Below are 15,838 nucleotides of genomic sequence, written 5' to 3' on the forward strand. Positions count from 1 at the left end.
AATTGTTTTTTAATAGTATAAAACCCACTCTTAAAAATAGTTGAGAGTGGGTTTTATGTTGTTATTGAGAAAAAAGTTTACTTTAATTAATATGAATATTTGTTTATATGATGAATGTACGTAATAGTACATAATAAAAATATTATTTTTTTGTCACAAAAATGAGCATTCTGGTTTCTCTATAATGCAGGCATCAAAAGAGAGAGAGGTTTTATTCACATGCAAACAATAAAAAGTGAAGAGAGGAATGTTTCACATATAACATTTGAAGCGTTGTTTAAACAAAACTATGCGTATGTTGTTAAACAAATAATATGGATCATTAAAGAACAGACGGTTGCTGAGGAATTAGCGCAAGAGGTGTTTTTGCAACTGTATCATTCAGATTGGAAAGCAATAGAAAATTTACGTGCTTGGCTTATAAAGTCTTCTACTTATGTCGCCTATAACTACATTCGTTCTGAAAAGAGACATCAGGCAAGAATCGATAAAGAAACCCAGTATCAACAAGTTCAAATTGATTCGTCGCTAGATGATGAATGGATTAGAAAAGAAGAAATTACAAAAGTACAAATGGTGTTGCGAAAAATGAAAGAACAAGATCGAACAATATTATTAATGAAATTTTCAGGGTTTCGATATAAAGAAATCGCGCAAGTACTTCAGATTGACGATTCGTCTATTGGAACAATGTTGGCACGAGCTAAACTAAAATTCCGGAAAATTTTTGAACAAATGGAGGGTAAATAAATGACTTGTTATGAAATGGGATCCATTCAATCATATATTGATGGTGAACTTTCCCGTGAGGAAAGAAAACAATTTATAAAACATTTAGACAAATGTAAGGAGTGTCAAAATTTATTAATTGAGCTAACAGAATTAAATCAATGGGAACATTCAACACTAGCCGAGGAGAAGCTTCATGAGACTCCAGAAATAAATATTGATGTCGAAAAAGCATGGCAAACATTTAATGGTTATAACCAGACTAATAATGTACTTAGTACAAATCAAACGATAGAAAGAAAGCAGGGAGTATTTTCAAATATGAATAAAAAATCAAAACGGTTCATGTATACGTCGGTTGCTGCGATAGGTATTTTTACTATAGCTATGATCCCGCAAGTTCAAGTTGCAGCAACTAATATTGCTTCTTACTTTGCTAATGAGGTGTTAAATGATACAGTTGTGAATGAAGGAAGTAAAGATGAAAACGGTGTACAACAAAAAGGTATGTTGAAAGGACAGTTTATACCTATTGATGAAAAGATAACTGATCAAGGGGTAACTGTACATTTTAAGGAATTATACGTGGCAGATGCACGTATATCTGTTCATTATAGAGTTGAAAAAGCCGATGGAACTCTAATGCCATTTGAATTTGATACAACTGGATTAGATATAAAAAGCGATGGAAAAGTAAACGGACAACAAGAAGGAAATCCTGAATATAACACAGGAAATGGTATGTTTTCACAATTATCATTTATTCAAGGTGAAGACAATTTACCATTCGAATTATTATCAGAAGGGAAAAAGCTAGAGCATGTAGGCATTCGCGATAAAGACAGACCAGAAGGTGTTATTACATTTGTTGAAGGTCCTGAAGGAAAAGATTCCTTTAAACAACCTTTAACATTAGATGTAAATATAAATAAAATAGGAAAAATAGTTGGATCTTGGAAAGGGCAATTTCAAATTAACCCTGGAAAAGTTAATAAGTAAAACAAATTTGTATGAAAAAAAGAATAACACAATACATGTCGAGTGCTATCTTTATCTATTGGTTTGCTTTTATCATGTTTGTTTCTTACATTATCTTAACTATCTCTTTCATTTACTAATCAAATAGTAACGAAGAATTTCAATGTATTAGATAACAGATTTTTAATGGTTAATGTGCAGAGAAAATACCAAGTAAACAATTAAATGAGACGAGCATATACTAATAAATGACACAATGCATTTATGATTTATAATCGTATGTAAAGAGCGCCTTAGGGAGCTCTTTTTTTATTGAAATCCATGCACTTATATAAGTTGTTCTTAATTTGTATCATCGTCCTTATATTATGTAATTTTGCATAATGTTACATAAATTGTGTATTTTCCCTTTTTTTCGACAGAAACAGCAAGTATACTTTGTACAAGCTTTCTATTTCAAAAATTATACGAGGTGAAAAAATGAAAAACAAAAAGACGTTAACTAAGGTAGCATTAACAACGGGTTTAGCTTTAACAGCAGTAGCACCATACGGAGTAGGTCATGCAGAGGAAACAGATCAACTACAAGTTCAAATTCAGGAGGAATCGTTCCGTTCGGGTGAACTTACACAACCGTCACAAAAGGCACCAGAGAATGTAGTAAAAGATGCTCTGAAGGAGAAAACAGAACAAGCTCTTTCTCCAAAGCAAGTCAATGGAGAAACAGGAGTAGATTATAAAGTTCTTCAAAAACGTGGTTCATATGATGGGACTACACTTGTACGTATACAGCAAACATACGAAGGGAAAGAAGTATATGGCCATCAATTAACTGCACACGTAGATAATAGCGGTGTTATTAAAAGTGTTTCAGGTGATAGTGCGCAAAATTTAAAACAAGAAGAATTGAAAAAACCTATCAATCTATCAAAAGATGAAGCAACACAATATATTTATACGAAGTACGGGAACGACATCAATTTTATTTCTGAGCCAGAAGTTAAAGAAGTTATTTTTGTTGATGAAAATAACGGACAAGCTAGTAATGCATACCAGGTTACATTTGAAGCTGCAACACCAAACTATATTTCCGGAACTTATTTAATAAATGCACAAAATGGTGATATGTTAAAAAATATGGTACAAGAATCTAACTTAAAAGCAAGTGAAAAACTGGTTGGAGCCTTAAAGAAAAGTAAAAAAAGCAGTCTTACATCATTAACGGGCACTGGAAAAGATGATTTAGGTATTTCTCGTTCATTTGGTATTTCTAAACAAAGTAATGGCAAATATGCTCTGGCTGATTATACAAGAGGGCAAGGGATTGAAACATATGATGTGAATTACAGAGATATTACGAAAGAAGAAAGCTATTATCCTGGTACATTAGCAACTAGTACTTCAACAACATTTAACGATCCAAAAGCAGTAAGTGCTCATTACTTAGCAACAAAAGTTTTTGATTTTTATAAAGATAAATACAATCGTAATAGCTTTGATAATCAGGGACAAAAGGTAGTTTCAGTTGTACATGCTTGGGATTCTGGGGATACGAATGATCCGAAAAATTGGCAGAATGCGTTAAGTGCTAATAATGGTAGTATGCTTGTATATGGAGATCCTATCGTCAAAGCATATGACGTAGCTGGGCATGAATTTACACATGCTGTTACTTCTAGTGAATCTAATCTTGAATATTACGGTGAATCTGGTGCGATTAATGAGGCACTATCTGATATTATGGGAACATCTATTGAGAAATACGTAAATAATGGAAGCTTTAACTGGACGATGGGAGAACAAACTGGATCTGTCTTCCGTGATATGGAAAACCCAGCTTCTGTTCCATCTTCACTTGGAGTACCTTATCCAGATGATTACAGTGAATTTAATGATTTTAACGGATGGGATCAAGGTGGCGTTCATTTTAATTCAAGCATTATTAATAAAGTTGCGTATCTCATCGCAAAAGGCGGAACTCATAACGGTGTAACTGTTAAAGGAATTGGTGAAGATAAAATGTTTGATATTTTCTATTACGCCAATACAGATGAGTTAAACATGACTTCTAATTTCAAAGAATTGAGATCAGCATGTATTCGAGTGGCAACTAATAAATATGGTGCAAATTCAGCTGAAGTTCAAGCAGTACAAAAGGCGTTTGATGCAGCAAAAATTAAGTAAGTTAGAAATATAGTTCTTATTCATATATTATGACATTATGAAAAACAGCTAATGCCGTTTTAAGGATATTAGCTGTTTTTTTTCATACCAATGTATTTGAAAAATAAACTTACTAAGCAATAATTAGGCACTCTACCTTTAAGAAGTTGCGACAAAGATTTAAGGTTTATAGTATATAAAAACAGAAAATTAATAATATATTGACCTCTTGATGGAAAGTACTATAAAATGAAAGCGATAACAAACGGTTGCTTTAAAATAATTTCCCAGATCTTTTCGTATTTACAAATATATGAAGACATAAATAAACTATTTTTTTTAACATTAATGCAAACGTTTTCGTATCGAAAAGATCATTGAAATACGGGGGGTGAAGCAAAAGAGATTTCTAGATTAATTTAAATTGTGTAATGTAGTACGGGCATAATAAATCGTTCGTACTACTTAAAGAAAGGGTGTATGTGGTGCAAATTACAAAAAGATTAATTAACAAAGCAGTTTTATTACTTACTATAATTGTTATGTTAGCATCTGTTTTCTCTTTTCAAAGTGTAAAGGCAGTTTCAAATTCGAAAACAACTGAAGTTATCATTCATTACAAAGAGCAGTCTGGAAATACAAAAGACTGGAACCTTTGGATATGGGGAGAAAATTCAAATGGAAAATCATATGAATTTACTGGTGAAGATGAATTTGGAAAGTACGCAAAGATTAATATAGATGGTGATTATAACCGTTTAGGATTTATCATTCGTACAATTGAGTGGGAAAAAGATGGTGGCGATCGTTGGATTGAAAATATAAAGGACGGTCGTGCTGAAGTATGGGTTCTTTCTGGTGATGAAAAAGTATATAACGATAAGCCTTCATCGGATCTCTCAATTCAAAAAGCAACTATTGATAGTTTCCATGAAATTACTGTAACGACGAATGTCCCATTTAATATTAAGGAAAAGAAAATTGAAATGGAAGGTATTAAAATTAAGAGTATTAGTCCTTATGATATAAACAGTGGAGATATTACGAATAAGGTTAAAATAATTACGGAACAGAAAATTGATTTAAAACAAACATACAAAGTTAAAATAGAAAACTTAGCTGATACGAATACTGAAATCGGTAAAGTCATTCGTAGTGAGGAGTTTGACTATTTATTTTATTACGGTGGCAACGATTTAGGTAATATATATACACCACAACATACAAAGTTCCGTGTATGGGCTCCTACTGCGAGTGAAGCGAAGTTAGTTACATATAAAAAATGGAACGATAAAATAGGTACTGAAATAAATATGCAACAAGGTGAAAAGGGCACCTGGAAAGCAGAACTTAAAGGGAATCAAAAAGGTCTCTATTATACGTATAAGGTGAAAATTGGTGATAAGTGGACAGAGGCCGTTGATCCGTATGCACGTGCTGCTTCTGTAAATGGAGATAAAGGTGCGGTTGTTGATTTAGAAGAAACAAATCCGAAAAAATGGAACACTAACAAAAAGCCTAAATTGAAAAATCCGGAAGATGCTATTATTTATGAGTTACATGTACGCGATCTTTCTATTCAGCCCGAAAGTGGTATTAAACAGAAAGGGAAGTATTTAGGTGTAACAGAAAAAGGAACAAAAGGGCCTGAAGGTGTGAAAACGGGACTTGATCATATGAAAGATCTTGGTGTTACACACGTTCAGCTTTTACCAATATTTGATTATGCTTCAGTAAATGAAGAGAAGGTAAACGAACCACAATATAACTGGGGATATGACCCAAAAAACTTTAACGTTCCAGAGGGGTCCTATTCTACAAATCCATATGAGCCAACTGTTCGAATAACTGAATTAAAACAAATGATTCAAACACTACATGATAATAATCTTCGAGTGGTGATGGATGTAGTATATAACCATATGTATAACGCTGCTGAATCTAATTTCCATAAGTTGGTTCCAGGTTATTATTATCGTTACAATGAAGATGGAACATTTGCAAATGGAACTGGAGTAGGAAATGATACGGCTTCAGAAAGAAAAATGATGAGGAAATTTATGATAGATTCCGTCACATATTGGGCAAAAGAATACAATTTAGATGGATTCCGTTTTGATTTAATGGGTATTCATGATTATGAAACGATGAATGAAATACGTAAAGCTGTTAATCAAATTGACCCTTCTATTATACTGCATGGAGAAGGTTGGGATTTAAATACACCCCTTGCAGCTGAGTTGAAAGCAAATCAAAAAAATGCGGAGAAAATGAAAGGAATTGCCCATTTTAACGATAATATACGTGATGGATTGAAAGGTAGTGTGTTTGAAGAGAAAGAAAATGGATTTGTAAATGGAAAGGAAAACATGGAAGACCGTATTAAAAAAGGTATTACGGCAGGTATTGACTATGATACAAATTCGTCTACCTATCAAGACCCGGAACAGGTATTAACTTATGTGGAAGCACATGACAATCATACATTATGGGATAAACTTGAGTTAACTAATCCAGGTGACAGTGAAGAAGTGCGAAAACAAATGCACAAATTGTCTTCTTCAATTTTATTAACATCACAAGGAATTCCATTTTTACATGCAGGGCAAGAGTTTATGCGGACGAAATACGGTGATCATAATAGTTACAAATCTCCAGATTCGATTAACCAGATGGATTGGCTGCGCCGTGCAACGTTTAATAATGAAGTAGATTATATGAAGGGTTTAATAGAATTACGCAAAAAGTACCCAGCTTTTCGAATGACATCTGCAGAGCAAATAAAAACACACGTATCATTTATTGATGCTCCGAAAAATACTGTAACTTATACAATAGAGGGGAATAAACATGAATACTTTACAGTGGCTCACAATGCAAATAGAGAAGCTGTTGAAATAACACTTCCATCTAAAGGGCCTTGGAAAGTACTAGTAGATGGCAAGCAGGCGGGAAGTAAACCACTTTATGTTGTCCATGACAATAAAATTAAAGTTCCTGCATTAAGTTCCATTGTTTTAAAATCAGAAAAACCGATTAAATAAAAGCGAAGAGTGTGGAAATAAATACTGAATTGAGCAAAGTTAATAAGGATTGCAAATGAAAAAAGCGAAGTGAAGATTATTCTCACTTCGTTTTTAAAGTTAATGTAATATAATTTCACATACTGTAATTATATTACAATTTAATAAAAGAAATAAGCAATAGATTATTTCTTTTGTGACAGTAGGAAGAGAAGATATCTTTGAGTTTATTTATAAAATTATATGAAATACATTCGTAATTCATATAATGTTTATTAAATATTCGAACATATAACGAACTAGATGTTCGAGTTGTATTAATTCCTACAAATCGTTTAAAAATAACAAAAGCGTAATAAGTATATGGAATTAAAATAGAGAAAAGACACCATTCAAGGTGTCTTTTCTCTATTTTGAATATGAAATGTAAGTAACTCGATTGTATGTAATAGTATGTGATATTTTCACACTAACTGATTAAGAAAAATTTAAAACTCTTTTCTTAATCTATTTGTAATAAATTGCATCATAAAATTTTATCGATATAATAAATAAAACTTTCTCAATATTATTTGATTTAATAACTATATTCAACCGCTCTCCAATCTATTACAATAATTTCACATTGAAAATACATGAATATTCTCAATGTTATAAATGGTTTATACCTTATAGGATTACTATGGGAAAGGATGTGAAATATCAAAAAAAAAATCATTTTTTATGATGAAATAAAAAATTTTAATGAAGAAAAAGTTATTTCATTATTTTCAAGTTTCGTTAAAGTACATGTATTTATAATCACTATGAGACAAGGAGCAGAATCTAAAAAAATTTTGTAAATTAGAAAATTGCATTTCAAAAATAAGTTAAACGTTTATGGAGGGTTATATGAGCGAGAAAATTTATTACTGGTCTCCGATTAAGCATTGGGAGAAGTTGCATAATGAAGTTTTGATAGGGGAAATGAGATTTACAGGTATTCTGTCTGAGTGGTTTCCTGATTTTTATTTTATGGCTCAAAAAGGTGTGAAAATTAGTGAACTAGTAGAGCGCTTTTCGTTAGGAAATGTAGAAGAGACACAAAAAAACATAGAGCTCATGATAAAAAATCGTGTGTTAGTAAGTAACATATTACACCCAAGAGAAGTATTTTCTTCACAAGAAAAGATTTTTCCAAATCCATATAGCAACCAGATTCGCTTTTCTAAAGAAGAGTTAGATAAGTATATGAGTGAACAATTAAATCGCACGCACGTTGCTGCACGGTCAACCGAAATTCAACTTGAAACAACAGATGAGCTACCCACTATAATCAAGGAACGTAGGTCTTGTCGTCAATTTGAAATGGAAAAATACATTAGTTTTTCAGAATTTTCCCAATTCTTATCAACTCTAAGACAGGTTAGGGAAGAAAAAATATACTATCATTACGCAAGTGCAGGCGGGCTCTATCCCATTGATATCTTTGTTTATATAAAACCAAAACGTATAGAGGGTATGAAAGCTGGATTTTATTATTATAACCCATCAAAAAATAGTCTTGTGATTGTAAACAACATTGATCAAGTGATCAAAAGTGATCATGAGTTAATTAATCAGGATTTATTTACTCAATCTGCATTCTCAGTTTATTTGGTTTATAATGCGAACGCTTCCATCCCGAAATACGGTTCAGATGGATATTTATTTGCTTGTATCGAGTCAGGCATTATCACTGCTACCTTAAATATGGTTGCTGAGACATTAAATTTAGGGGTTTGTTCAGTTGGTCATATGAAATTTGAAGAGATTCAGCAATTTTTATGTTTGGATAACCATCAAGTGTTTCTCCATGGGCTTGAAGTTGGCTTGAAAATTAACGAGTAGAAGAAATGAATATTAGGGGGATAAAGATAAAAATGCACATTAAAGATCGAAGTTCAATTCATGAAAATAAAGAAGTAGAAGCGTTTTGGAAGGAGCAATTATCTTCCGAGGTTCTCGATTTTTCTGTATTTAATAGCGATAACCAACTAAATAAAGAAACACCTTGTGAGTTCGTTCAAGTCATAGTGAATGTAGAGTTTAGTAAAAGTATACAAAAAATAAGTAAGTCTCAAGATTTATTATTATTTAGCTGGTTTCAAGCCGCTTTAAGGGTTTGTTTGGCACATTATACAGATCAAGAAAGAGTTACTATTAGTATTCCTATAATTGAAAAGAATCTTGAACAAAGTGAGAATCTTAATAAGTTGATTCCTTTAGGAAGTGAAATTCATCCGCATCACACCTTTAAACAATTAGTAAATGAGATTGAACAAACGACTTTATTCGGGTATGAAAATCAGGAGTATCCGCTCTCTGAATTATTAGTTAAACACAATTTAACCCCTTTTCAAATTGTAATCGGGATGGAAGGATTACATAATGAAAATTCGCTAGAAGAATACGCAGAGAATAATTTAGTCCTATGGATACGAAGAAAATGGAATGAAATACATAATGAATTTGAATTTCAAATTTCTTGCAAGTCCCGTTCATTCTCTTCTTTGCAACAATTTGCCAATTCGTATTGTTATGTTTTAAAGCAAGTTTCACAAAACCCGAATTTGGCATTGAAAGATATTTGTATTATTGCAGAAGAAGAAAAAGAGTTGCTAGAAGGATTGAATACTTTTCAAACGGGCATAGACTTGTTTCAATCATTTCAAGATTTGTTTGAAGCGCAAGTATTAAAAACTCCAGATCAAATTGCTGTTGTTTGTAATGATCAATCTTTGACATATAGAGAATTGAATAAGAAAGCGAATCAATTGGCTTCTATTCTTCAAAGTAAAGGTGTTTCAAAAGAAAGTATTATTGGCGTTATGGTAGATCGGTCATTAGAAATGATTATTGGTATGATGGGGATTTTAAAAGCAGGAGCAGCCTATTTACCAATCGACCCTAACTACCCAACTGAACGAATTGAATATATGTTACAAGATAGTCAAGCAAAATATTTACTTAGTAAGCGAACAGAAGAAGTATTGCCACAATTTGCGGGTGAAGTACTGTATCTTGATAAAGAATATCTTTTTCAAGGTGAAGAAAGTAATTTAGTACGAGAACATAATCCTAATGATTTGGCTTATGTTATTTACACATCAGGATCGACAGGAAATCCAAAAGGGGTAATGATAGAACAAAAATCGCTAGTTCATTTTTTAAATGTAATGAGAGAAAAAGTAAAGGCTAATCAATCATTCTTGTTTCTTGCTAGTGTATCTTTTGATATTTCCTTGTTAGAAATATGTCTTCCTTTAACGCAAGGTTCAAAAGTAGTAATTGCTACGGAGGACCAGTTTGCAACAAAAGAATTGGCTCATTTAGTCAAAAAACATAAGGTGGATTTATGGGAATCAACGCCATCGCGAATGGAAGTGATTTTGAGTGATCCAGAAGGGGCAAATTTTCTAAAAGATTTAAAATCTATTTTATTAGCAGGAGAATCATTTTCCATTGATTTGGTTGAAAAAATTCGTTGTATCAGTGAAGCAACAATTTTAAATATTTATGGTCCCACAGAAACAACCATTTGCGCAACAGTAAAAGACTTGAGCACTTCCAAAGAAGTTACGATTGGCAAACCTAATCCGAATTATCATTCCTATATATTGAATAAGTATGGCCAATTAAAACCATTTGGAATTCCTGGTGAACTCTGCATTGCTGGCGTAGCGGTAGCACGAGGGTATCTTGGTAAAAGTAAACTGACAGATGAAAAGTTTGTACCGAGTCCTTTTGCGGCAGGGGAAATGATGTATCATACAGGTGATCTCGTTCGTTGGTTGCCTAATGGAGAACTTGAATATTTAGGTCGAATGGATCATCAAGTGAAAATTCGGGGGTATCGGATTGAATTAAGAGAAATCGAAACTCAATTAAGGGAATATCCAGAAATAAACCAGGCTATCGTTGTTGATCAAGTGTATGGAAATAGGAAATTATTAGCTGCCTACTATGTATCGGATAACAAGGTGTCTTTTGGTGAAATCAGAAAATATTTAAGTGATAAACTACCTGAGTTTATGATTCCTGAAAAAATGATTCAGGTAGAAGAGATTCCATTGAATCCAAATGGAAAAGTGGATAGAAAAAGGTTATTGGATATAACACAAACGGATTATGTATCAATTCCATACGTTGCCCCGCGCAATGAAATTGAACAAAAATTAGTGTGTGCGTGGGAAAAAGTTATGGAGATTGAGGGAATCGGTATTCATGATAATTTTTTTGCATTAAAAGGAGAATCCATTAAAGCACTTCAGGTAATTAATTTATTAAGAAAAGACTGCTTAAAAATAAGTACAACAGATTTTTTTAAGCACCCTACAATCGCTCAACTGAGTTCTTGTGTAAAGTTAGAGCATAAAGAGGAAAACTTTGAAAGTAGACCAACTCATGTTAAAGATTTGTCTAATCCATTTTCCTTAACAGAAGTTCAGACAGCGTATATGTTAGGAAGGAATTCACAGTTTGAATTAAGTGGTATTTCACCTCAAACATATTTTGAATATGAAACAGCATTGGATATCAATCGTCTTTCAAAAAGTTTTCAAAAGGTAATCCATCGTCATCCAATGTTGCGAGCTGTAATTTTACCAGAGGGAAAACAACAAATATTACAAAGCGTTCCTGATTACGAGATTGAAATAGTGAGTCTCATAGATTTAGATGATAGGAATCAAAATGCTCGCTTACAAGAAGAGCGTTCTCGAATGACTAACCATGTATTCCCTTTGGGGCAATGGCCTTTGTTTGAATTGAAAGCTTTTCTTTTAAAAGAAGACAAGTATTTATTATGTTTTCGATACGATGCTTTATTAATGGACGGAGCAAGCATGAACATTGTTGGACAGGATTTGTTGCATTATTATTATAAACCAAATCAAAAATTAGAATCTTTATCTTTTGATTTTCAAGATTATATGTTTATCTATGATGAAATGGAACAAAGCGAAGAATATAAAACAGCAAAAGATTATTGGACAAGTAAGCTTCCTGACTTTCCGTTTGCACCTTCTTTGCTGTTAAAAAAGGATCCAGCAGAGATTGCTACTCCTAAATTCCAATCACTTACAAAAATCCTGGACAATGAAAAATGGACAAAGCTACGAAAGTTAGCACAAGAGAAAGAGGTAACGCCTTCCGCTCTACTTTGTACAATATATGGTGATGTGTTGGCATATTGGAGTAATCAACGTCGATTAGCAATTAATTTGACTGTATTTAACCGTTATCCTGTTCATGATGAAGTAGAAAAGATTGTTGGAGATTTCACATCGCTTATTTTGCTGGATGTTGATGTAAAACCAGGGCAAAATTTCTTTACTAGAGTAAAAGAAACGCAATCTACTTTATTAGATGGCCTTGAACATCGTCATTACGATGGAGTTAACTTTATTCGAGATTTCACTCGATATCATCAAATGACGCCAAAAGCAGTTATGCCAATCGTTTTCACCTCGATGTTAGCAGGTGCAGGTGCTTTCTCTTGGGAACAACTTGGTTCTCTTCGCTATATTCATGCTCGGACTCCACAAGTATATTTGGATAATGTAGTAATTGAAAAAAATGGAGAGTTATTAATTAGCTGGAACTATGTTGAAGAGCTGTTTGATGTTGATGTAATAGAAGCAATGTTTTCCCAATTTGTTGACTTATTGGAACAATTGGTGAAACAAAGCGATATAACATCTTTGCAGATGAAAGAATCGGATCAAACTTTAATTAAGCAATACAATGAAACAACAGAAAAAATACCTTCAACTACTCTGTATCAATTATTTACAGACCAAGTAAAACGTACACCGGATGAAGTAGCAGTGGTATTTGAACAAGAATGGTTAACATACTCGGAACTTCATAAACGCTCCAATCAAATTGCCCACTTCTTAAAAGAGCAAGGCATTGGTCTAGGTGATAAAGTGGGGCTTTTAGCAAAAAGGCGAGTTGACACAATTGTTAATATGTTAGGTATTTTAAAAGCAGGTGCCGCTTATGTTCCGATTGATTCCGATCATCCTTTAGATCGCCAAACATATATTTTAAAAAATAGCTCATGCAAACTTTTATTAGAACCTAGCCTTTATGAAGAAAATGATTTGTCATTTTATACAACAGAAGATATGCCTGCTATTGCTGGTCCAGAAGATATTGCCTATATTATATACACTTCAGGAAGTACAGGAAAACCAAAAGGAGTAATTATTACTCACCAAGCGGTTACAAATACTATTCAAGACATAAATCAAAAATATGAGGTAAATGAAGATGATCGTATTATTGGTATCTCTTCCATGTGTTTTGACCTATCTGTATACGATATTTTCGGAGCTTTAAGCACAGGTGCAATGTTGGTGATGATTCGTGATCCAAGAGACATGCAAGAATTAATCCGCACTGTCGAACGTAGAGGGATTACAATTTGGAATACAGTGCCTGCAATCATGGATTTAGCATTGGATCAAGTAGGTTCTCATTTTGAACATTCTTCTTTACGTTTAGTTTTACATAGTGGAGATTGGATTCCGCTTTCTTTACCAGAAAAAATAAAACGACATTTTCCGATTGCAGAAGTAGTTTCACTAGGAGGGGCAACAGAAGCATCGATTTGGTCAATTTATTATCCGGTCAAACAAGTGAAATCACATTGGAATAGTATTCCATACGGGATGCCCTTGGCAAACCAAACGTATTATGTGTTGAACTATGAAAAGAAAATGTGCCCTGTTGGTGTAATTGGAGATTTATATATCGGGGGAGTGGGCCTTGCTAAAGGATATTTAAATGATGAAAAGAAAACAAATGAAGCGTTTGTGTCACATCCTGATTTTGGTCTTATATACAAAACAGGAGATTGTGGAAAAATGCATTCTGAGGGATATATTGAATTTTTAGGCCGCCAAGATTACCAAGTGAAAATTCAAGGATATCGAGTAGAGTTAGAAGAAATCTCTCATTGTCTTCTAACTTATAAACAAGTCGAACACGCTGTCGTAATTGATCAAACAGATGAGAACGGAATAAAATTTTTAGTTGCATATGTGGTAACTGAGCAAAATATTAGTACAACAGAACTACGAAAGCATTTGCGAGATCACTTGCCAGATTACATGATTCCTTCTTATTTTGTTTATTTGGACCAATTACCCTTGACTCCAAACGGTAAATTAGATAGAAAAGCGCTCCCTACTCCAGAGAAACAAAAAAATGAAGTATTTATTGCTCCAAAAACTGAAATGGAAAAAATATTAACTAGTATTTGGCAAGAAGTACTCAAAATAGATCAAGTTGGAGTAAATGATCATTTCTTCGCCTTAGGTGGAGATTCGATAAAAGCGATTCAAGTGTCCGTCAGACTGTATCGACAAGGATTTGAGCTTGAACCAAAAAATCTATTTTCATTTCCTATATTAAGGGACATGGTTCAATTTGTTAAAAAGCTAGACCATTTTTCAAGTTCACAAACAAATGATGTAAACATAATGAACGATAATAAAGCTGCATTACTAAATATTAAAGATAAACAACTTAATCAACAAACGCTTACCAAAATACAAGAAAAAATGCCGGATATAAAAATAGAACATATTTACCCGTTAGCACCTTTCCAAGAAGTTATTTATGAACATGCTACGAATGAACCTGATACAAATGCATATTTTGAACAAACAATTTGGGCTCTTGAGGGGGAGCTGGATATTAAACTCTTTATTCAGTGTTTCCAACAATTGGTTAATCGTCATGATTCTTTAAGAACAATAATTGTGCAAGATGAACAAGCAAAACCTTGGCAAGCTGTTCTATATGATGTTCAAATAAATTCAGAAATAAAAAACTTGATTGAGATGACGAAACAAGAACAGCAAGAATTCCTAAAACAGTGGATGAATGAAAATTTAAGTCGAGGATTTAAAAATGATGAACTTATGACACGTCTCTGTATATTCCAACTAGGTAATAACGAGCATAAGGTAATTTGGAGTTCCCATCATCTGTTATGTGATGGTTGGAGCGTCAGCATTTTGATAGACGAATTATTCCAGCTCTACGAAACTACAAATGCGGGAACTATGGTGGAGTTACCTATGGTAAAACCTTTTGAAACATTCATAGACTGGACTTTGGCACAAGATCATGAGAAAGCACGTCATTTTTGGCGAGATTATTTATCAGGATACAATCAGAAAATTAGTATTCCTAAAAAGAAAGTCCCATCTAAAAGTGAAGGGTTAAACTTCACTTTTATGGATTTAACATTAGACAAGGATTTGACTAATCAGTTACAGACATTTGTAACTAAAAACAATATAACTATGAATACAGCACTACTAGCTGTATGGGGAATATTACTTGGCAAATTCAACGGAACGAGAGAAGTCGTATTGCCTAATCTAGTATCAGTCAGACCTCCCGAAGTAGAAGGAATTGAAAATATGTTCGGTCTGTTCACAAATGTTTTGCCTATCCGATTAGCATGGACAGAAACGCAATCTTTTGTGGACTTCCTACAAAAGGTACAACTAGAGACATTGAAATGTAATGAGTATGCATACTATTCATTTGTTGATATACAAAAGCAAAGTGAATTAAAAACTGAGTTGACTGACCATCTTTGGGTTTTTGAAAACTATCCAACTAATCCAGCAATCTTTTCTTCAAATGAAAACAGACATTTTGCTATCACGGATTACGAAGTTGTTGATGAGCCACATGTAAAGTATGGAATTATGTGCTTCCCTGAAGAAAAACTTACAATAAAGTTTGGATTTGATCAAACCGTATATGAAGCAGAGAAAATACAGGGAATATTAAATCACATCCATGGATTAATCAACATGATTCTTCAAAATCCAATACAAGCAATTGGTGATTACAAATTATAAAAAATGAAAAGGCGAGCAAGAACTCGCCTTTTT

At 33.1% G+C, this 15,838-nt stretch carries 6 protein-coding genes; all 6 read left to right on the forward strand.

Translation table 11 applies throughout. The features are described 5' to 3' along the window. Positions 1-219: 219 nt before the first annotated feature. The 6 genes from AC0L0O_RS10825 to AC0L0O_RS10850 all read left to right on the forward strand — a co-directional run bounded on the left by AC0L0O_RS10825 (position 220) and on the right by AC0L0O_RS10850 (position 15,805). Positions 220-750: an RNA polymerase sigma factor SigX gene (locus tag AC0L0O_RS10825; RefSeq protein ID WP_001193468.1), complete on the forward strand. Its 531-nt coding sequence runs from the start codon at positions 220-222 to the stop codon at positions 748-750. After that, positions 751-1,728 (forward strand): DUF4179 domain-containing protein, encoded by a 978-nt coding sequence (locus tag AC0L0O_RS10830; protein ID WP_000128539.1) that lies wholly within the window; start codon positions 751-753, stop codon positions 1,726-1,728. Positions 1,729-2,187: 459 nt separating this feature from the next. Beyond that, complete coding sequence (locus AC0L0O_RS10835) at positions 2,188-3,891, forward strand: M4 family metallopeptidase (RefSeq protein ID WP_000791437.1); 1,704 nt, start codon at positions 2,188-2,190, stop codon at positions 3,889-3,891. A 464-nt stretch (positions 3,892-4,355) separates the two neighbouring features. After that, positions 4,356-6,914, forward strand: a complete 2,559-nt coding sequence (gene pulA / locus AC0L0O_RS10840; RefSeq protein WP_001167486.1) for a type I pullulanase — start codon at positions 4,356-4,358, stop codon at positions 6,912-6,914. Positions 6,915-7,784: 870 nt separating this feature from the next. Then, positions 7,785-8,762: a SagB/ThcOx family dehydrogenase gene (locus tag AC0L0O_RS10845; protein WP_001290959.1), complete on the forward strand. Its 978-nt coding sequence runs from the start codon at positions 7,785-7,787 to the stop codon at positions 8,760-8,762. 32 nt (positions 8,763-8,794) lie between these two features. Then, positions 8,795-15,805, forward strand: coding sequence for an amino acid adenylation domain-containing protein (locus AC0L0O_RS10850; RefSeq protein WP_473785751.1), 7,011 nt, complete (start codon positions 8,795-8,797; stop codon positions 15,803-15,805). Positions 15,806-15,838 lie beyond the last annotated feature (33 nt).

This window comes from Bacillus sp. GS3m_15504, assembly GCF_055825275.1.